Consider the following 17,294-nt stretch of genomic DNA (forward strand, 5'->3'; position numbering starts at 1 on the left):
CTCGGGGCTCGGGGCTCGGCGCACGAGCTCAGCATGAGCCTATCCCGTAATCCGCTCCAGGATTGCGGGTCCTGGCCCGGACGGCGCCGGCGCAATGCGATACGCAGACCGCAGGATGGCTTCGGCACGCTCGGCCGTCTGGATATCCCGGGCATGGATCGTCGCGAGCGGCTGACCGCGGGCTATCCTGGCACCCACGCGCGGTAGATCGGTGAGGCCGACGCGCGGATCGATGTCGTCCTGCGGCCGGGTCCGCCCCCCGCCGAGCTCGATCACCGCGATGCCCAAGTCCCGCGCCGCGACGGAGGCGACGAAGCCGTCCGCTTCCGCCAGAACCGTCCGCACCACCGGCGACGGCGGCAGGTGAGCCCCCGTCCGTTCGACGAAATCGACCGGTCCTCCGAGCCCAGCGACCATCCGGGCGAAGATCTCGACCGCGCGTCCCGAATTCAAAGCCTCCTCCAGTCGCGCGGAGGCTTCGGCGAGGTCGCGGCTGAGACCGCCCACCACCAGCATCTCGGCGGCAAGCGCCAGCGTGACCGCGTGGAAGGCCGGCTCGCGGGCGCGGCCCGTCAGATAGTCGAGGGTGTAGGTAACCTCCAAGGCGTTTCCGGCGGCCGAGGCGAGGGGCGAATCCATGTCGGTGATCAGCGCCACCGTGCGCAGGCCCGCCCCGCCCGCGACATCGACGATGCTGCGCGCGAGGCCCTGGGCCTGCGCACGCTCGGCCATGAACGCTCCGGAGCCCGTCTTCACATCCATCACGAGTCCATCGAGGCCGGCGGCGAGCTTCTTCGACAGGATGGAGGCGGTGATCAGATCGAGGGACTCGACCGTTCCGGTCACGTCGCGGATGGCGTAGAGACGCCGATCCGCCGGCGCGAGGTCCGCCGTCTGCCCGATGATGGCGCACCCGACCTCCGCAGTGACCCGCCGGAAGCGGTCGAGACCCGGCATCGCGTCGTAGCCGGGGATACTCGCAAGCTTGTCGAGCGTGCCGCCGGTATGCCCGAGGCCGCGTCCCGAGATCATCGGCACGTAGCCACCGCAGGCCGCGACCATGGGCGCGAGCGCGAGACTGACGGCATCGCCGACCCCGCCTGACGAGTGCTTGTCGAGGACGGGCCCGGACAGGTCCCACCTCAGGACGGTGCCGGACTCGGTCATCGCCCGGGTCAGCGCCACGCGTTCCGACCGCGACAGACCTCGGAAATAGACCGCCATGGCGAAGGCGGCGGCCTGGCCCTCGGTGACCCGTCCCTCCGTCAGGCCGAGGACAAAGCCCGCGATCTCGTCGGGCGGGATCTCCCCTCCGTCGCGCTTGGCGCGGATGACTTCCTGAGGCAGCCTCATGGGGCGGCTTCGGCGGAGGCCGCGACCAGGGCCGCGTGCAGGCTGCTGGCGCCGAGGCGGAAGGTCCGGGGCGAGATCCAGTCCGGTCCCATGATCCGGTCCGCGAGGGCGAGGTAGGTTGCGGCATCGGCCACGCTGCGCAGGCCGCCCGAGACCTTGAGGCCGACGGGATGCCCCGCGGCGTGGTCCCGGATGGCGAGGAGCATCGCCTCGGCGGCCGCCGGGGTGGCGGAGAGCGGGCTCTTACCCGTGGAGGTCTTGATGAAATCCGCCCCCGCCTCGATGGCGAGGCGGCTCGCGGCGGTAATCGCCTCCGGGGCCGCCAGCGTGCCTGTCTCCAGGATGACCTTGAGCAGCCGACCGGCGTCGCAGACGTCTCGGACCGCGGCGAGCATGGCCTGCGACGGGCCGGTCTTGCCGGCCAGGAAGCTGCGATAGGGCAGGACGAGATCGATCTCGTGGGCACCGTCGGCGAGCGCCTCCGTCGTATCCTCGACGGCCCGTTCGATGTCGTCGCCGCCGGCCGGGAAGTTGATGACGGTGGCGACGCGCACTGGCGAGCCGGCGAGCAGCCGGGCGGCGCGGCTCACGTAATGCGGCCAGACGCAGACGGCGGCGACCGCGCTGGCCCGTGCGTCGTGGCAGAGCGTGTCGATGGCGCTTTCGGAGCAGGAATCGCCGAGGTCGGTGAGGTCGAGAAGGGGCAGGGCGCGCCCGGCGATGGAGGCGGCGTCGGTCATCGGGGAGCACTCGTGGACAGGCGGGCGACGAAGGCGGCGACGAGGCGGGCGAGATCGTCGCCGGCCCGGGCCGCGGCGGCCTTGGTCTCCGCGTGGTGGGGATCGCCGTCGCCGATGCCGGCGCCGAGGTTGGTCACCACCGAGAGGGCGGCGACGGGCAGGCCGTAGAAGCGGGCGAGGATGACTTCGGGGACCGTCGACATGCCGACGAGGTCGGCCCCGAGATGGCCGGCCATGCGGACCTCCGCCGGAGTCTCGAAGCTCGGGCCGGAGAACCAGGCATAGACCCCCTGGTGCAGGGCGATGCCGGATTCGCGTGCGGCTTCAAGGAGATGGGCGCGAAGGCCGGCATCGTAGGCCCCGACCATGGGCACGAAGCGGGCGTCGCCGGCCTCGCCGATCAGGGGGTTGAGGCCGGAGAGGTTGATGTGGTCGGTGAGCGCCACGAGGCTTCCGGGACCGACCGCCGGCCGCAGGGAGCCGGAGGCGTTGGTCAGGAGAAGCGCTTCTGCGCCAAGGACTTGGGCGACGCCGAGGGGCACCCGCATGACGGCGGCGTCGCCCGTCTCGTAGGCGTGGGCGCGCCCCTCGAAGACGAGGACCCGGCGCCCCGCGAGCCGCCCGGCATGGAGGCGGCCGCCATGACCGCTCACGCGCGGGGCCGGAAACCCCGGAATCTGCGCGTAGGATACCGAGAGGGTCGCGTCGAGGTCGCGCACGATTCCGCCGAGACCCGTCCCGGTGACGATGGCGCAGGCGAACGGTCCGCCCAACCCTTGCGCGCGCAGCAGGCCGGCGGCGGCCTGGACGCCCGGCTCCGGCTCACGCATGGGACACCAGGTTGTCCGGGCCGAAGGAATCGGGCAGCAGCGCCCCGACGGTGAAGGCGGCGCGGATGGCCGCCTCGTCGGCGACGTGGACCCGGACATCGGGCCCGGCGAATTCCCGGATGCGCTGGCGGCAGGCGCCGCAGGGGGTCACGAGGCCGGGACCCGGACCGAGGACCAGCATCGCGGCGATCCGGCGCCCGCCCGCCGCCACCATGGCGGCGATGGCGCCGGCCTCGGCGCAGGTCCCCACCGGATAGGCCGCGTTCTCGACGTTGCAGCCGGCATGGACGGCGCCCAATTCGTCGCGGAGCGCCGCGCCGACGGGAAAGCGCGAGTAGGGCGCATAGGCCCGCGCCTGCGCCGCGCGGGCGGCCTCGAACAGGCGGGACAGGTCCGGGCTCATCGGGGCGGAACGTTGCGCGGCATCGCCCGACTTAGGCACCAAGTGGGGGGCCTGTCGAGGGCCGGGTTCCGTCGCGGACATCCGCATCGACAGGGCGCGACCCGGCTCCTATGACGGAGCGGACAGGAGCCCGGAAGGCAGACGATCATGTTGGGACGTTTCGAGCGCGGAGCCTCCGGCGAGGCGGTGGTGGAGTACGGCGACGGCACCATGCGGGTGATCAAGCCCGGCAGCTTCGTGCGCTGCGCCGTGACGGGCGAAGCGATCGCCCTCGACGCCCTGCGCTACTGGAGCGCGACCCTGCAGGAGGCCTATGCCAGCCCCGAGGCGGTGATGAAGCGCCTCGCCGAGACCGGACGGCCGGGCTAGGATTTCTCGCGGATGATAGGAAAGCGAGCGGAGCGGTTCGTGATCCTTCGTTCTCGCAGAGCCTTCTGCGGGTGGGGCCGTATGTGCAGGCCGACCTTTACGACCGGGCCGGGTGGAAACGAGAGCCTTCGATTCGGGGCTGACGGTCCGGAGCCGGACGTTCGGCAAGCCTTCGCCCTGTCGCGAGCTTGCGCGTGACCCGGTGAGCGGGTCCGAGACAGGCGAACCGGACGGCAGCGACGGCTGCCGAGCGTCCTGAGACCCCCGATCCGGCCGATCGGCCGATCCTGACTTAGGACGGCTGCTCCTCGCCGACATGCTCTTCCTCGTCGGTCAGGTCGGGCTTTTCATCGGCATCGTCTCCGACCAACTCGTCGAGTTCGTCGATGAGGTCGTTCACCTGATCTTCGGTGGCGACGATCCGGAAGATCTCCCCATCCGAGGCTTCGAACGTCAATCGATAACCGCCCTCCGTCTCATCGGTCAGGACGCGAGCGAGCTTCTTCGTCGGTGCCATGCGGATTCCATTTCTCTGGACATCGCGTCACCGCAGGATCGCGCCGTGCAACCCGGCGCGGCGATGAGCGGATGGGTTCGGTATGAGTCAGATCAGGTCGGAAAAGACGCGATCGGACCACGCCGCCGATGCGGCGGGACGAGGCGGTGCGTGCTGCGGCTCGGCGCGCGCGGGCTTTACACCCCTCGGGCCGGGAGTCGTTTTCGCTTGCCGCTTGGGCTTCTGAGGGCCACCAACCGCGTCGTGTTCGAACAGGAGGCACGCTCCGTCCTCGTCCGAGATCCAGCCGCGATCCGCCCAGCCGATGAAGCGGCCATCGTAAGCGTAGACCTTATCGTCCTCGATGAAGGCTGCGGCTTTGCCGTTCCAGAGATAAAGCGAGTGTCCGTCGTGGCAGAAGACCGCCTCGCCGCCGGCTCTGTCAAAGAATTCGATCATGGATGGCTCAAGCCCCGATCTCGCTGTTGTGCAACGTGCGAAGGTCGACGTAGCTCATGGTCTCACTGCTCCAAGTCGGTCCGTCACAATCGTGCAGCCTCTTGGCGAGTGGCTTGTGCTTGTCGCCTTGATAGAAGCCCATGACGACGGTCTGGCCATCGGTGTCGTCGCGCTCGATCCGGTAGGCCGGCTGGGCGCCTGACCCAAGCCGGCTGAGACGAACGCGCAGCGTCGGATTGCGGGCCTGATCGGGGACCATGTTGAGGTAGACGCCTTTCAGATAATCGAGGCGGTCCGCTCTCCGTCCAGCGAGATCCGCGATCGAGACGTTCTGGGCGAGCATGTTGGGCTGAGTCATGAGGGATCTGCTTTCCGATGGATTCGAGGGGAAGGGGTCTGGCGGCACGGAGTGACGCCGCCTCATGAGGCGCTGGGGGCTTCCTCGGTGGTGACCTGGAACTTCGTCAGGGTGTTTGCTCCGAAGGTCAGCGTGAGGGGCACGTCGGCGGCGTCCCGGCCGTAGGAGATCAAGATGCGGCCGACCCGAGAGGCGTTGTTGCGCGGGTCGAACGAGTGCCAGCGGCCATCGAGATAGACCTCCATCCACGCCGCGAAATCGCCCGGTGCGTGGGGCAGCGGGAGTCCGATGTCGCTGACGTAGCCGTTGCAGTAGCGGGTCGGGATGTTGAGGCATCGGCAGAACGCGATGGCGAGGTGCGCGTAGTCGCGGCACACGCCCTGCTGTTCCTCGAACACGTCGAACGCGGTTCGTGTCGGCCGGGCATGTTCATAGCCGAACGTGATCCGATCATGGACGTAGTCGCAGATCGCCTGAACCCGGCTCCAGCCGGCGGGAAGATGTCCGAACAGGTCCCAGGCGATCTGCGAAAGCCGGTCGGTCTCGCAGTAGCGGCTGCCCAGCAGGAACAGGAGGCTGTCGGTCGGGAGCTTCGCGATCGGCGTCTCGGTGGCAGCGGGCACGGGCCGGTCGCCGCTGCCCTCGTCGCGCACGATCGTCTCGGTCTTCAGCGTGAAGGTGCCCGCCGGGGCCGTCATCCGCTGGCACCAGTTCCCATAACTGTCGCGGTAGCCCTCCAGCGGCACGGAGGGGCTGGTCACGAGGTGATCCGGACGCTCCAGGTCCGAGATCCGCGACGCGTGGACATTGAGCATCGCGATGACCGGCGTGGGCTGCGAAAAGCTGTAGGTCATCTCGCAGCCGACTAGGATGCGCATGGGCTCTCTCCAAAGAAGGAACGCCCGGGCCGTGAGCCCGAGCTCGATCGTCGACGGGCAACGGAGGACGTGGCTTGTGTCAGTGGAGGGTCGGCAGCGGTTCCAAGAACGCGCGCATGCCACCACCTTCCTCGACGGCATCGGTGAAAGCCTCGAGCGCGTCTTCGTCGGAGGCGAAGGTGGTGCTCCAGACGGTCGACCAACCTGTCTGATCGATGACTTCGAGGGTCCACGGATCCTGGGTATCCGCGAAGCGATAGACGTTCACCGTCACGGTGACGCCGTCCTGGGTCGCCCGACCCGTCAGGTCCGAGAATTCCATATCGGGCTTCTCGCTGGTCATGGGGTGTCTCTCTCGAACGACGAGTTCACCGCAGGAACCTGGAGGTGTCCCTATCTCATGAGCCGGATGGCCAGTCCTAGCAGAGTTCTCGAAGGAAAGGTTCGAAAATCTCAAAATCAACGCGCGATGGGCGCGCCGGGATTTTCGAACAGCGAAATCTTCGGACTCACAATTATGGAAATTAGGATGGTCACGAGCGAAGAAATTGCCTCTCTCGAACTTCCACCCGGGGCGCACACTCGGAATGGTGGGCTCTGAGCGGCCGGGACCGCGCGCCTCTTCGTTCCATCGGAGCGCCGCTGCCGAGAGAGAGGAAGCATGACGCGAAAAAAGGGTCGCGCTTCGGCTTGTGGCGGACCCGTCATCGCGATTCTGCGGGCGCACGGGACTCGGGTGCCGCCCCTCGCTGCATGAGCGGAGCTGAATGCGGGCAGACGCGCTTCGATCTTGACCGATCGGGCCGCCTGATCTTCCGACGGCCGCCGGAATTCAGTATTTCGTCCTCCGCGGAAAGCCCGCTCATCACCCTTTTGCGATCTATGCCTCCTCCGAGGCTTTCACCCCGAGCGGACCTGGCGCATCCCACTATCCCGGTGTCGCTCCCAGCAGGCTCCGCAACTGCACCCGCAGCGGGCCGTCGTCGGCGAAGGCGAGGGTGACAGGCAGGACCGCGACGCGGGCGGCGAAGGGGGCGGTGAGGCGGACATGGTCCTTCTCGGTGGTGACGAGGTCGGCGCCGAGGCGCGCCGCCTCGGCCGCGAGGGAGGCCTCGTCCGCGGCGTCGTAGGCGTGGTGATCGGGATAGGCGCGGCGGCCGGCGATCGTCGCGCCGGCCTCTTCGAGGCTCGCGAAGAATTTTTCCGGGCGGCCGATGCCCGCGAAGGCGAGGACGCGGCGGCCCGTGAGATCGGCGCCGGGGACCAGGCGGGCGCGGTGGACGGGCAGGCCGCGGGCCTGCGCCGCCTCCGCCACGGCCGCGCCGCGCGGTCCGGTCCCGATCAGCACCAGGCCGTGGACGTGGCGCCATTGCCGGGCGAGGGGCACCCGCAGGGGGCCGGCCGGGAAGGGCCGCCCGTTGCCGAGCCCGGCGCCGGCATCGACCACGGCCAGCGACAGCGTCTTGGCGAGGCTCGGGTTCTGCAGGCCGTCATCCATGACGATGACGTCGGCGCCTTCGTGGACGCAGAGGGCGGCGCCGGCCGGGCGGTCGCGGGCGAGGATGGTCGGCGCGGCCCGGGCCAGCAGCCGGGGCTCGTCGCCGGTCTCCTCCGCCGTCTGGCTCGACGGATCGACCCGGACCGGCCCGGCGAGGCGCCCGCCATAGCCGCGGGTCAGGAAGGCCGGGTTGGCGCCGAGCGCCCGCAGCCGGGCGGCCAGCGCCAGGGCGGTCGGGGTCTTGCCGGCCCCGCCCAGGGTGAAGTTGCCGACGCAGAGGACGGGGCAGGGGGCTTCGGCCCCGGGGCGGTCCATGCGCGCGGCGGTGTGCCGGCCGTAGAGGGCCCCGAGCGGCGCGAGCAGGCGAGCGGCGGGGTGGCCGGGCGCCGCGTCCCAGAAGGCGGGGGGGCGCATCAGCCGGCGCTCACGAGGCCGCCATGGCCTTCAGGGTCATCTGGGCGATGAAGGGATCGAGCACTTCCAGGGTGCGGGCGACGGCGCCCTCGAACGGCCGGAGCGCCTCCGCCCCCGCCCGGTTCATCGCCTCGATGCGGGGGCGGTCGCCGAGGAGGCCGTCGAGGGTCGCCGACAGGGCGTCGGCATCGGCCACCGCCAGGGCGCCGCCGGCCCCGTCGAGGGCGCCGTAGACCTGGGTGAAGTTGTGGACGTGCGGGCCGTGCAGCACCGCGGCCCGCAGGCGCGTCGGCTCGATCGGGTTCTGGCCGCCATGGGGCACCAGGGAGCCGCCGAGATAGACGATGCGGCTGAGGCGGTAGAACAGGCCGAGCTCGCCCAGGGTGTCGGCGACGTAGAGGTCGATGCCGCCATGGGGTCGGCCGCCCTGCGAGCGCCGGGCGCTCGTCAGGCCCTCGGCCCCGGCGCAGGCGGCGACGTCGCCGCCGCGATGGGGGTGGCGCGGCACGACGATGGTGAGGAGCCGGGGCCAGCGCGCCCGCAGGCGGGCATGGGCGCGGGCGGCCATGGCGTCCTCGCCCGGATGGGTGCTGGCCGCGACCCAGACGGGCCGGTCGCCGATGAGGTCGCGCAGGTGGGCGAGCTGCTGACCGTCCGCCGGCGGCACCTCGGAATCGTACTTGAGGTTCCCCGAAATGCTGACGCGGGGCGCACCGAGGCGGCGGAAGCGATCGGCATCCGCGTCGGTCTGGGTCAGGCAGATCGCGATGCGGGCGAGGAGGGCCTCGGCGGTGCGCGGCGTCCGCGCCCAGCCCTTCGCCGAGCGCTCCGACATCCGCCCGTTGACGAGGAGGAGCGGGATGCCGCGCCGGTGCAGGCCCAGGATCGTGTTCGGCCAGATCTCGGATTCGGCGACGAGGGCGAGGTCGGGGCGCCAATGGTCGAGAAAGCGGTCGACCCAGCGCGGCGCGTCGAGGGGCACATATTGGTGCACGGCCCCGGCCGGCAGGCGCCGCCCGATCAGGTCGGCCGCGCTGCGGGTGCCGGTGGTCACCAGCACCGAGAAGCCGCGGGCGATCATGCCATCGACGAGGCCGACCAAGGACAGGACCTCGCCGACGCTCGCCCCGTGCATCCAGACGAGGCGCCCGAGAGGCCGGGCCCGGCCGGGCAGCCCGCGCCGCTCGGCCAGGCGCCCGGGATCCTCCTTGCCCCGGCGCGCGCGCCAAGCGAGGAGGCCCGCCACCGCCGGTTCGCCGAGATAGAGCCCGGAGCGATAGGCCCGCAGGATCGCCGTCAGGGGCGGGGCCTTCGGCATCGCCTTCATGCCGGCTCCCCGACGCCGGGGCCGGCCCCGACCCGGTCGGGATGGGTGACGCGGTCGTGGGGGCCGACCCGGTCGGGCCGGCCGACCAGGGTGTAGGCCCGGTCGTGGACGCGGTTCATCTCGGCCTCCAGCCGCAGGCGCAGGGCCTCGAGGGCGTCCGGCTCGATCTCCCGCGGCACGGAAATCGGCTCGCCGAACACCATCGCCCCCCGTCCGAAGGGCAGGCCGAGGCAGGCCCGGTCCCAGCTGTCGAAGCGCCAGTGCCGGCTCGTCACCACCGCCACGGGGATGATCGGCCGGCCGGAGAAGCGCGCCAGGGTGAGGATGCCGGCATCGGCCCGGCGCGAGACCTTCGGCACGTCGGCGCTGAAGGCCACCGACTCGCCGTCCTTCAGGGCCCGCAGCATGGCGCGCAGGCCCTCGGCCCCGCCCTTCGCCTTGGCGTCCCGCAGGGCGCGGCCGCGGGCGCCGGAGGCCCGGATGACCCGCACGCCCATCCGGGTGAGCGCGATGGTGTTGATGTTGCCGTCGGGCGAGCGCGAGATGATCGTGGCGATCCGGTCGTGCGGCCGGCGCATGAACGAGATCATCGTGTGCTGGCCGTGCCACATGCCGGCGATGAAGGGGCTGAGCCCGTCGAGCCAGGCATCCGGCGCGGCCGGCTCCATCGTGAAGCGGTTGGTGCGCCGCACGAGCCGGAGGTAGCCGCCGGCGAGGATGCCGAGGGCCTGCTGGACCGCGGGCGCGCGGCCGATGCGTTTGACGAGGCTCATCACTTCGCTTTCGCGTCGCCGGCGCACCGGCGATGCCTTCGGGGAGGGGATGTCCACGGGGCCGGCCCGCTCGGCGCATGCGGGCGGACCGGGCGGGAAGCGGGCTGTCTAGCTCCGATCCCGCGGCCGGCGCAACGGCGTCCGGGGGGCTCGATCCGCCGTTTCGGAGACAGAAACCCGCCTTTGGCGCTTGTTTAGATCCATTCCAAGTTATAGATTGGAATCAATCCAAACAGTTCTCGGGCCGCGAAAGGGCGCTCACGATGCTGATCTCTCCCGTCCAGGGCGCGCCGGATCCGGTCGCCGCCATCGAGGCCGGCGCGGCCGAGGCGCACCGCGCCTTCGTCCTGCGCTACGTGCAGCCGGGCCTCGCCGGGCTCATCGACGGCTCGGTCTCGACCCTGGCGCCGATCTTCGCGGCGGCCTTCGCCACCCACAGCAACGGCGCCACCTTCCTGGTGGGGCTCGCCGCCTCCATCGGGGCGGGGATCAGCATGGGCTTCACCGAGGCGCTCTCGGACGACGGGCAGATCACCGGGCGCGGAACGCCCTGGATGCGCGGCCTGGTCTGCGGGGTGATGACCACGGTGGGCGGCCTCGGCCACACGCTGCCCTACGCGATCCCGTCGAGCTGGCCGAACGCCTTCGGCATCGCGACGGCCCTGGCGATCCTGGTGGTCATCGTCGAGCTGCTGGTGATCGCGGCGATCCGCACCCGCTACATGGCGACGCCCTTCTGGCGCGCGGCGCTGCAGGTCGTCCTCGGCGGCGCCCTGGTGCTGCTGGCCGGAATCGCCATCGGCAGCGCCTGAGGCGGCCGCACGGATTCGCGCCCCGAGGGTTGACCCCCGGGGCCGGATGGGGCGATGCGGAGCCCGAAATCCCGATCATCGACCATCCACCGGGGGATGATGTTCCGCCTCGCCCACCTGACCGATCCCCATGTGGGACCGCTGACGCGACCGCGCCTGCGCCAGCTCCTCAGCAAGCGCGCCACGGGCTACGTGAACTGGCAGCGCGGCCGCAAGGACGCCCACGACATGGAGGTGCTGGCCGCCCTGGTCGCCGATCTCCAGGCCCAGGGGCACGACCACATCGCCTGCACGGGCGACCTCTGCAACATCGGCCTGCCGAGCGAATGGTCGACCGCGAAGGTGTTCCTCGAAGCCCTCGGGGCGCCGGATGCCGTCAGCTTCGTGCCGGGCAACCACGACGCCTACGTGCGCGGCTCCCTCGAAGGCCTTCTCCTGGCCTGCGGCGCCTGGACGGCGGGGGACGACGGCATCCACGGGCACTTCCCGTACCTTCGCCGGCGCGGGCCGGTGGCGCTGATCGGTCTGTCCTCGGCGATCCCGACCAAGCCCCTGATGGCGAGCGGACGCCTCGGCCCGCAGCAGATCGCCGCGACCGAGGCCCTGCTCCGGACCCTCGGGGCAGAGCCCGAGCCGCCCTTCCGCGTGGTGATGATCCACCATCCCTCGCATCCCGGCGGCACGAGCGCCGGGCGCGAATTGAAGGATGCGGGGGCCTTCACCGCCATGGTCGCCCATGCCGGCGCGGAGCTGATCCTGCACGGCCACAACCACGTCCGCAGCGTCGCGTTCGTGGCGGGACCGGGGGGAGCGTCGATTCCGGTGGTGGGGGCCGCCTCGGCCTCGGCCCGGGGCGATGCCCGGCATCACCGGGCGAGCTACCACCTCTACACGATCACGCGCGGGGCGACGGGCTACGCCGTCGCCGGTATCGAGCGGGGCCTGACCGAGACCGGCATGATCGCGGATCTCGGTGCGCTCGCGCTGGCCCGGTCCTGAGGCGACGCCGCCCGGGCATCGCCTCGGGCATGTGTCAGGCGTCCTCCAGGACCTTCGCCTGGGCGTCGATGCTGGCCTGATAGCGCTCCGCCTGCAGGCGGGTCAGGCCGCTGACCAAGACGGCCTCGCCGCGATAGACCGTATAGGTGCCGTCATGCGTCGGCTTCACGCGAATCACGTTGGACATGGCTGTCACCCTGTCAAAAAAGGTTAGACGCGTTATTATTTTGGCGGAGTTGAAATCTTAACTTCCGGTTCAGACTACGCAAGTCCTCGGCATCCGGAACGGGCACAATTCGATCCCGCGGCGCAGCGGAAAGATTGGCATTCCACGCGTATCCAGAAAAACCGTCAACCTTCTCAACGAATGGCCACGCTTGCACCGCAGCATCGTTTCCGTGGGAGAGCGCGTGGCCCGACGGACCGGTTCGGGCAAGCGGAACGCCGGCGCGGCCATCCGTGCGACGCATCCGGCCCGGCACTGATTCTCGCGCGACGGCCGCTCAGCCGCCGCGGGAGGGCCGGACCGGGCCGCGGCCGAGATTGGCCTGCAGGAAGTCGCTGATCCGGCGCAGGTAGGATTCGAGGCCCCGAACCTCCGCCTCGGCGGCGCGGGCCTGCTGGCGGGCCTCGATCGCGGCCGCATCGGCCTCGCGCTGCGCCATCTCGGCCTCGCGGACCCGCAGCTGGGCCTCGCGCAGGCGGATCTCCAGCTCCATGGCCTGACGCCGCCAGGTCGCCGCCTCGGCGCGGACGCGGTCGAGCTCGCCCTGCTGCTCGACGCGCTCGCGGTGAGTGAGGCGGATCAGGTCGCGGGCCTGGTCCGAGATCGTGTCGACCCGCGCGTGCAGGGCCTGGATCGTCTCCATGCTGTGCTCGACGAGGCGCAGGGTCGTCGCCCCCAGCTCAGAGGCCGGGGTGGCCGCCGCAGGAGGCACCAGGGCCAGGGCCTGACCGAGGGGACGCTCGGGCGCCGCCCGCTCCTCCGCCTCGACCGCCTCCGTCTCGACCGCTTCCGTCTCGACCTCCTGCGCCTCGGCCACGCGCGCGCCGTGGCGCAGGGGCAGCCGGGCGCGCGCGATGGCGACCACGGGCGGCGGGAGAGGGGAGGCGGCGGAGGACAGGACGGCGGAGGGCATGGAAGCGGATTTGGAGGTGGATTCGGAGGCGAGCATGAAGGCGGGGACCCGGACGGGGAAACGGTCGTGACCAACGGTCTCGGGCGGATGCGGGTCCGCGGATCGCGGCTCCGGAGCCCCGCGCGTCGGGAGTGGGCGGCCTGGACCGGGCGGCCTAGACCGACGCGGCCTGGGCCGGGACGGTCTGCGCCGGGACGGGCTCGGCCGAGGCGGTCTCGTCCTGCGACGGGCGGCGGGTGAAGCCGTCCACCACCGCGTCATGCAGGCGGGCCAGCCATTCCTCGGCCTCCTCGGCCCGGCGTTCCGCGAGGTCGGCCCGGGTCTGGGCGGCGGCGACCTGGGCCTCCAGGGCGGTCGCCCGCTCCAGGGCGCGGGCGACCGTGCGCTCCAGCTCCTGCTCCAGCTCGGTGGCGCGCTCCTCGCTGATGCGGATCGCCGCCGTGGCCTCGTGGATGAGGTCGAGGGAGGCGGACCAGTCGCGCTTCCGCCCGATGCCGGCCTCGTTCGGGGAGGCCGGCTGCGGCCCCGGCTCCGGCGCGGCCGGGCCGCGGTGCGGGCTCGGCAGGCTGCGCATCAGCCAGGCCCCGGCGGAGGAGGTCTCTCGGTCGCGAAGGGCGGTCTCGGACATCTGGGCTTTCCTGCGCGGGGTCTGCGCCGCGCCGTCTCTCGATGGGGTGAAGGGGTCGGCGAGGCGGGGTCGGGTCGGGGGCGACCCTACTTCTCGGGCGCGGGCGTGAACGGGCGGACATTGCTCGGCTCGGCCGGGGCCGGGGCCTGGGCCGGCTCGGACCGCGCCGCCTCGTCCGCCGCGAAGCTACGGGCCGAGCGGCGCAGGGCCTCGTGCTGCTTCTGCAGGGCGACCCGGCTCTCGCGGGCGATGTCGAGGGCGCCCTGCGCGAGCTTGCGCTCCGAGCGCTCATGCTGGAGCTCCTCGATCAGGCGATGGTTGACGGTCTCGAAATCGGCGCGCTCCACCTCCTGGCGGTGGACGAGATGGTCGATGCGGTCGGACAGGCTCGAGGCCCGGCCGAGGGCCTGCTCCAGGGCCGCGTCCTTGGCGGCCATGGCCTTGGTCAGCATCTCGCAGCGGTGCTCGAACTCCGAACGGGTCCGCTGCATCTCGAGGAAGCGCTCGTTCTGGCGGGCGAGATCGGCCTGGGCGCTCTCCAGCCGGCGCTCCAGGGTGACGCGCTCGATCGAGGCCTCCTTGAGCCCGCGCTCGGCGGAGCGGCCGGCCTCGTCGCGCTCGCGCAGCTGGGTGCGCAGCTGGGCCAGCATCTGCTCGGTGGCGGCGAGCCGGCTCGTGGCCGCCTCCACCCGCATGGCGAGGCTCGCGCGCTCGGTGCGGTGATTGGCGATCTCGGCCTCGGACTGGGCCTCCGCCTTCCGGGCCGCGGCGATCTCGGCCGCCAGCTGCTGCTCGATCGTGTGCAGGGCGACGCGCCCGGCCTCGGCCTGACCCTCGAATTCCTGGGCGCGGGCGGTGAGTTCGGCGAGCTGCGCCGACTGCGCCTCGCTGAGGTTCTGGAGCCGGAGGTTGTCGCGATCGAGGGCGTGGCGGCTCTCGCGCAGATCCTGCAGCTCGCTGTCCGAGCGCGCGAGCGCCTGGTCGAGGGCCTTGGCCTCGACCCGCAGGGCCTTGCTCTCCCCCTGCAGGGCGCGGCTCTGCTCGGTCTCGGCGAACAGGCGCCGCTCCAGGTTCTCGGCCTGCTGGGTCCTGTCGCGCAGGGCGATCCGCACCTCCTCGGCCGCCGCGTCGCGGGCCTGGAGGCTGGTCTCCAGGTGGTGCAGCTGGATCTTGGAGGCCGCGACGTCGTTCGTCACCGCGGCGAGGCGGCCGGTGGCATCGGCGAGATCGCGCCGCAGCGTGGCGGCATTGCCCTGCTCCATCGCCAGCAGGGTCTCGAGTTCCGCCGTGCGGACCTTGGCCCGCGGCAATTCCTCGGTGATGGCGACGATCGGCACCAGCAGGGCGGAGAAATCCGTCTGGAGCGACTTCAGGTCGTCGAGCCGCTCCGACATCTCGGCGACGCGGAAACGCAGGCTCTCGTTGTGCTGCCCAAGAGAATCCAGTGAAAGGTCTTCGCTCTCCAATGGACGCTCAGACGTCTCGACCTCTTCACCCATGCGGATAAAAGGCACCTCGGGTATTGGAGTACGAGCCGGCGCATCGACCTGATGGGAAGACGTCGCCCTGCTTTCACTTGCGGTGGATTTGCGGAGTGAAAGCCAACTCATTTCTAGGGTCCATCCTCTTCGCGCACGGCCCGCGAGGTGGATTCATCAGGGTTGTAATTTCTTCCGCCTGTCAATCAGGCCACACGGTGCGTGTTGGCAAAATCTTAACGTATGGCTTTTGTGGCGCACGACCATGCGATTGCTGCGAGTGCTACGCTGTGCTTCACCGATGGGAAGATGAACCGTCGCACTTCGACCGGATGCTGCAGCACAACGGCACGCCAGGACCCAGACGGACTCACGCAAGCGTGAAGACGGAGCGGGGGACAGGATGGACCCGGCCCGCGGCACTCAGCCCCAGCCTTCGGACTTGCATCCGAGCGGCGGCTCCGCCGCGTCGGGCCGGAAATCGCCCCAGGACTCGCGGGCCGCGCGCCACGCCGGCAGATGGACGAGGGGCAGCCGCACCTCGACGACGAGGTCTTCCTCCAGGAGACCGGGGATGACCTCCGTGGTCGCGTCGGGAAACCGGGCGACGACGGCCGCCTCGATCCGCCTCAAACGCGGGAGCTGGTCCGCCGTCGGTTCGACGATGATGTGCTTGATGACCCGGATCATGCCCGGTCATCGCATGGCGGGACCGCGGCCGTCAGCCGGACAGGTTGTCCGGGCGATGCGTGCCGCCGGGCGCTGGATCGCGGCCCGCGCGGAGGGCGGCCCGCCGGATCACGGCCACCTCCGGAACTATGTTGCACAAACGCACCACCCCGAGGCATCTCGCCCGCTCCCCCAAAAGTCGGGGAACCACAGGGGCGACACTTGGTATACCCTTGCGCAGACTGCTCAAGGAACGCGCGTGCTGCCTAAACGCAACGCAACATAGTGCCGGAGCGTTGAGCACCGTCGGACGAGCGGCTCCGATCTTGGCGAGCCGGAAGGATAGACCCGTATGCTGTACCTGATGCGTGACGTCTGCGACCTGATGCTCATGCCGGCGCGTATGGCGGCCGGTGTCGCCAGAACGGCCTACCAGAACCCCTTCAGCCCCTTCGCCTACACATCGAGCAGCCGCGCGATGGCGGCCTCCTGCGAGTTGTTCGAACGCACGACGCGCAGCTACGCCAAGCCCCACTTCAACCTGCCTGCGGCCGAGCGCGTGGTCTGGGAGAAGCCGTTCTGCCGCGTCATCGCCTTCGGCGAGCCCTCGACCAAACCCAAGCTGCTCCTGGTGGCTCCGCTCTCCGGCCATTACGCCACGCTGCTTCGCGGCACCGTGAGCGCGTTCCTCGACACGCATCAGGTGTTCATCACCGATTGGGCCGACGCCAAGGAGGTGCCCCAATCGGCCGGCGCCTTCGATCTGGACGACTACATTGATTACTGCATGGCCATGTTCGAGGCGCTGGGACCCGACCTGAACGTGATGGCGGTGTGCCAGCCGTCCGTACCCGTCCTCGCGGCCATCGCCCGCATGGAGGCGGAGGATTCCCGGTGGTTGCCCCGCTCGGCGGTGCTGGTCGGCGGCCCCATCGACACCCGCCGCTCCCCGACCGCGGTGAACAAGCTCCCGCAGGAACACGCCATCGAGTGGTTCGAGCGGCACTGCATCCACCCGGTGCCCTGGCCGCAGATCGGCCACGGCCGCAAGGTCTATCCCGGCTTCCTCCAGCTCGCCGGCTTCCTGAGCATGAACCTCGACCGGCATCGGACCGCGCATTGGGACATGTTCGATCACCTCGTGCAGGGCGACGGCGACTCGGCCGCCAAGCACCGCGAGTTCTACGACGAGTACCTGGCGGTGATGGACCTCACGGCCGAGTACTACCTCCAGACCATCGAGAGCGTGTTCATCGAGCATCGTCTGCCGAAGGGCGAGATGCAGCATCGTGGCCGGCCGGTGGACCTCGCCGCGATCCGACGCTGCGCCGTGATGGCGATCGAGGGCGAGAAGGACGACATCACCGGCATCGGCCAGACGCGCGCGGCCCTGGACCTGACGCCGAACCTGTCGCCTGAGAAGAAAGCCTACCATCTCCAGATCGGCGCGGGTCACTACGGGATCTTCAACGGCTCGCGCTTCCGGGCCGAGATCGTCCCCAAGATCAGCGCGTTCATCGCGGCGCACGGCAACGCGGCGGCGAGCCGGGCCGAGATCCGCCCGGTTGCGGTCGCGGAGGCTGTCCTGCCGACCGTCCCGGCCTTCCTGGCAGATGCGGCGCAGGTCTCCACCGGCGTCCCGGCCGCCCTGCACGCCTAAGGTCGGCCCAC

The 17,294-nt window shown here is 70.7% G+C and carries 20 protein-coding genes and 1 pseudogene; 4 read left to right on the forward strand and 17 right to left on the reverse strand.

Going from position 1 to position 17,294, the window contains the following annotated elements; all coding sequences use genetic code 11:
- Positions 1 to 39 precede the first annotated feature (39 nt).
- From deoA to AC0IWM_RS12905, 4 genes are read right to left on the reverse strand one after another with little or no spacing between them, the layout of a single operon-like run.
- Positions 40 to 1,353, reverse strand: a complete 1,314-nt coding sequence (deoA, locus tag AC0IWM_RS12890; RefSeq protein WP_471755521.1) for a thymidine phosphorylase — start codon at positions 1,351 to 1,353, stop codon at positions 40 to 42.
- Positions 1,350 to 2,093, reverse strand: a complete 744-nt coding sequence (gene deoC, locus AC0IWM_RS12895; protein ID WP_471755523.1) for a deoxyribose-phosphate aldolase — start codon at positions 2,091 to 2,093, stop codon at positions 1,350 to 1,352. The genes deoA and deoC overlap by 4 nt, the downstream gene beginning before the upstream one ends.
- Entirely contained in the window at positions 2,090 to 2,923 is an 834-nt protein-coding gene (locus tag AC0IWM_RS12900) for a purine-nucleoside phosphorylase (protein ID WP_471755525.1), read from the reverse strand. Before AC0IWM_RS12900 ends, deoC begins: the two co-directional genes overlap by 4 nt.
- Positions 2,916 to 3,326: a cytidine deaminase gene (locus AC0IWM_RS12905; protein ID WP_471755527.1), complete on the reverse strand. Its 411-nt coding sequence runs from the start codon at positions 3,324 to 3,326 to the stop codon at positions 2,916 to 2,918. The genes AC0IWM_RS12900 and AC0IWM_RS12905 overlap by 8 nt, the downstream gene beginning before the upstream one ends.
- Before the next feature lie 147 nt (positions 3,327 to 3,473).
- Here AC0IWM_RS12905 and AC0IWM_RS12910 point away from each other — a divergent pair, with 147 nt between their 5' ends.
- The gene (locus tag AC0IWM_RS12910; protein ID WP_056473797.1) at positions 3,474 to 3,695 is read left to right on the forward strand and encodes a DUF2093 domain-containing protein; all 222 of its coding nucleotides are present in this window, start codon (positions 3,474 to 3,476) and stop codon (positions 3,693 to 3,695) included.
- 292 nt (positions 3,696 to 3,987) lie between these two features.
- On the opposite strand, the gene AC0IWM_RS12915 is transcribed toward AC0IWM_RS12910, so the two are convergent.
- The 8 genes from AC0IWM_RS12915 to AC0IWM_RS12950 form a co-directional block, all read right to left on the reverse strand.
- On the reverse strand, positions 3,988 to 4,212 hold the full coding sequence (locus tag AC0IWM_RS12915) for a hypothetical protein (protein ID WP_471755530.1): 225 nt from the start codon (positions 4,210 to 4,212) through the stop codon (positions 3,988 to 3,990).
- Positions 4,213 to 4,299: 87 nt separating this feature from the next.
- Positions 4,300 to 4,650: a 4-fold beta flower protein gene (locus AC0IWM_RS12920; protein ID WP_471755532.1), complete on the reverse strand. Its 351-nt coding sequence runs from the start codon at positions 4,648 to 4,650 to the stop codon at positions 4,300 to 4,302.
- Positions 4,651 to 4,657: 7 nt separating this feature from the next.
- On the reverse strand, positions 4,658 to 5,008 hold the full coding sequence (locus AC0IWM_RS12925) for a hypothetical protein (RefSeq protein WP_471755534.1): 351 nt from the start codon (positions 5,006 to 5,008) through the stop codon (positions 4,658 to 4,660).
- A gap of 62 nt (positions 5,009 to 5,070) precedes the next feature.
- Positions 5,071 to 5,886, reverse strand: a complete 816-nt coding sequence (locus tag AC0IWM_RS12930; protein WP_471755536.1) for a transglutaminase-like domain-containing protein — start codon at positions 5,884 to 5,886, stop codon at positions 5,071 to 5,073.
- A gap of 79 nt (positions 5,887 to 5,965) precedes the next feature.
- On the reverse strand, positions 5,966 to 6,229 hold the full coding sequence (locus tag AC0IWM_RS12935; protein WP_471755538.1) for a hypothetical protein: 264 nt from the start codon (positions 6,227 to 6,229) through the stop codon (positions 5,966 to 5,968).
- Positions 6,230 to 6,814: 585 nt separating this feature from the next.
- Complete coding sequence (gene lpxK / locus AC0IWM_RS12940) at positions 6,815 to 7,798, reverse strand: tetraacyldisaccharide 4'-kinase (protein WP_471755540.1); 984 nt, start codon at positions 7,796 to 7,798, stop codon at positions 6,815 to 6,817.
- Between the two features lie 10 nt (positions 7,799 to 7,808).
- Positions 7,809 to 9,125, reverse strand: coding sequence for a 3-deoxy-D-manno-octulosonic acid transferase (locus AC0IWM_RS12945; protein WP_471755542.1), 1,317 nt, complete (start codon positions 9,123 to 9,125; stop codon positions 7,809 to 7,811).
- Positions 9,122 to 9,898 carry a lysophospholipid acyltransferase family protein gene (locus tag AC0IWM_RS12950; RefSeq protein ID WP_471755544.1) on the reverse strand — a complete coding sequence of 259 codons (777 nt, stop codon included), beginning with the start codon at positions 9,896 to 9,898 and terminating at the stop codon, positions 9,122 to 9,124. The genes AC0IWM_RS12945 and AC0IWM_RS12950 overlap by 4 nt, the downstream gene beginning before the upstream one ends.
- A 224-nt stretch (positions 9,899 to 10,122) precedes the next feature.
- On the opposite strand from AC0IWM_RS12950, the pseudogene AC0IWM_RS12955 reads away from it, so the two are divergent.
- Positions 10,123 to 10,710, forward strand: a pseudogene (locus AC0IWM_RS12955) (VIT1/CCC1 transporter family protein); the annotation flags it as partial.
- Between the two features lie 99 nt (positions 10,711 to 10,809).
- The gene (locus AC0IWM_RS12960) at positions 10,810 to 11,709 is read left to right on the forward strand and encodes a metallophosphoesterase family protein (protein WP_471755628.1); all 900 of its coding nucleotides are present in this window, start codon (positions 10,810 to 10,812) and stop codon (positions 11,707 to 11,709) included.
- Between the two features lie 34 nt (positions 11,710 to 11,743).
- Here the strand turns inward: AC0IWM_RS12960 and AC0IWM_RS12965 are convergent, their stop codons facing one another.
- From AC0IWM_RS12965 to AC0IWM_RS12985, 5 genes are all read right to left on the reverse strand, one after another.
- On the reverse strand, positions 11,744 to 11,896 hold the full coding sequence (locus tag AC0IWM_RS12965; protein WP_200930052.1) for a hypothetical protein: 153 nt from the start codon (positions 11,894 to 11,896) through the stop codon (positions 11,744 to 11,746).
- A gap of 316 nt (positions 11,897 to 12,212) precedes the next feature.
- Entirely contained in the window at positions 12,213 to 12,848 is a 636-nt protein-coding gene (locus AC0IWM_RS12970; RefSeq protein WP_471755546.1) for a hypothetical protein, read from the reverse strand.
- A gap of 154 nt (positions 12,849 to 13,002) precedes the next feature.
- A complete protein-coding gene (locus tag AC0IWM_RS12975) occupies positions 13,003 to 13,476 on the reverse strand; it encodes a hypothetical protein (RefSeq protein ID WP_471755548.1) in 474 nt (157 codons plus the stop codon).
- Positions 13,477 to 13,562: 86 nt separating this feature from the next.
- The gene (locus AC0IWM_RS12980; RefSeq protein WP_471755550.1) at positions 13,563 to 14,975 is read right to left on the reverse strand and encodes a chromosome partitioning protein ParA; all 1,413 of its coding nucleotides are present in this window, start codon (positions 14,973 to 14,975) and stop codon (positions 13,563 to 13,565) included.
- Positions 14,976 to 15,377: 402 nt separating this feature from the next.
- Positions 15,378 to 15,644, reverse strand: coding sequence for a hypothetical protein (locus AC0IWM_RS12985; protein ID WP_471755552.1), 267 nt, complete (start codon positions 15,642 to 15,644; stop codon positions 15,378 to 15,380).
- Positions 15,645 to 15,975: 331 nt separating this feature from the next.
- Between AC0IWM_RS12985 and AC0IWM_RS12990 the strand changes: the two genes are divergently transcribed.
- Positions 15,976 to 17,283, forward strand: a complete 1,308-nt coding sequence (locus AC0IWM_RS12990) for a polyhydroxyalkanoate depolymerase (RefSeq protein WP_471755554.1) — start codon at positions 15,976 to 15,978, stop codon at positions 17,281 to 17,283.
- The last annotated feature ends 11 nt before the right edge of the window (positions 17,284 to 17,294 follow it).

It is taken from the genome of Methylobacterium sp. AC433 (assembly GCF_979253015.1).

What these genes read in the sequence shown, in the direction of transcription:
- AC0IWM_RS12910 (WP_056473797.1), top strand. Translation starts at nt 3,474, where the DNA reads ATGTTGGGACGTTTCGAGCGCGGAGCCTCCGGCGAGGCGGTGGTGGAG.
- lpxK (WP_471755540.1), bottom strand. Translation starts at nt 7,798, where the DNA reads ATGCGCCCCCCCGCCTTCTGGGACGCGGCGCCCGGCCACCCCGCCGCT.
- AC0IWM_RS12985 (WP_471755552.1), bottom strand. Translation starts at nt 15,644, where the DNA reads ATGATCCGGGTCATCAAGCACATCATCGTCGAACCGACGGCGGACCAG.
- AC0IWM_RS12915 (WP_471755530.1), bottom strand. Translation starts at nt 4,212, where the DNA reads ATGGCACCGACGAAGAAGCTCGCTCGCGTCCTGACCGATGAGACGGAG.
- AC0IWM_RS12950 (WP_471755544.1), bottom strand. Translation starts at nt 9,898, where the DNA reads ATGAGCCTCGTCAAACGCATCGGCCGCGCGCCCGCGGTCCAGCAGGCC.
- AC0IWM_RS12990 (WP_471755554.1), top strand. Translation starts at nt 15,976, where the DNA reads ATGCTGTACCTGATGCGTGACGTCTGCGACCTGATGCTCATGCCGGCG.
- AC0IWM_RS12920 (WP_471755532.1), bottom strand. Translation starts at nt 4,650, where the DNA reads ATGATCGAATTCTTTGACAGAGCCGGCGGCGAGGCGGTCTTCTGCCAC.
- AC0IWM_RS12965 (WP_200930052.1), bottom strand. Translation starts at nt 11,896, where the DNA reads ATGTCCAACGTGATTCGCGTGAAGCCGACGCATGACGGCACCTATACG.
- AC0IWM_RS12980 (WP_471755550.1), bottom strand. Translation starts at nt 14,975, where the DNA reads ATGGGTGAAGAGGTCGAGACGTCTGAGCGTCCATTGGAGAGCGAAGAC.
- AC0IWM_RS12970 (WP_471755546.1), bottom strand. Translation starts at nt 12,848, where the DNA reads ATGCCCTCCGCCGTCCTGTCCTCCGCCGCCTCCCCTCTCCCGCCGCCC.
- deoA (WP_471755521.1), bottom strand. Translation starts at nt 1,353, where the DNA reads ATGAGGCTGCCTCAGGAAGTCATCCGCGCCAAGCGCGACGGAGGGGAG.
- AC0IWM_RS12925 (WP_471755534.1), bottom strand. Translation starts at nt 5,008, where the DNA reads ATGACTCAGCCCAACATGCTCGCCCAGAACGTCTCGATCGCGGATCTC.
- AC0IWM_RS12960 (WP_471755628.1), top strand. Translation starts at nt 10,810, where the DNA reads ATGTTCCGCCTCGCCCACCTGACCGATCCCCATGTGGGACCGCTGACG.
- deoC (WP_471755523.1), bottom strand. Translation starts at nt 2,093, where the DNA reads ATGACCGACGCCGCCTCCATCGCCGGGCGCGCCCTGCCCCTTCTCGAC.
- AC0IWM_RS12930 (WP_471755536.1), bottom strand. Translation starts at nt 5,886, where the DNA reads ATGCGCATCCTAGTCGGCTGCGAGATGACCTACAGCTTTTCGCAGCCC.
- AC0IWM_RS12900 (WP_471755525.1), bottom strand. Translation starts at nt 2,923, where the DNA reads ATGCGTGAGCCGGAGCCGGGCGTCCAGGCCGCCGCCGGCCTGCTGCGC.
- AC0IWM_RS12905 (WP_471755527.1), bottom strand. Translation starts at nt 3,326, where the DNA reads ATGAGCCCGGACCTGTCCCGCCTGTTCGAGGCCGCCCGCGCGGCGCAG.
- AC0IWM_RS12945 (WP_471755542.1), bottom strand. Translation starts at nt 9,125, where the DNA reads ATGAAGGCGATGCCGAAGGCCCCGCCCCTGACGGCGATCCTGCGGGCC.
- AC0IWM_RS12935 (WP_471755538.1), bottom strand. Translation starts at nt 6,229, where the DNA reads ATGACCAGCGAGAAGCCCGATATGGAATTCTCGGACCTGACGGGTCGG.
- AC0IWM_RS12975 (WP_471755548.1), bottom strand. Translation starts at nt 13,476, where the DNA reads ATGTCCGAGACCGCCCTTCGCGACCGAGAGACCTCCTCCGCCGGGGCC.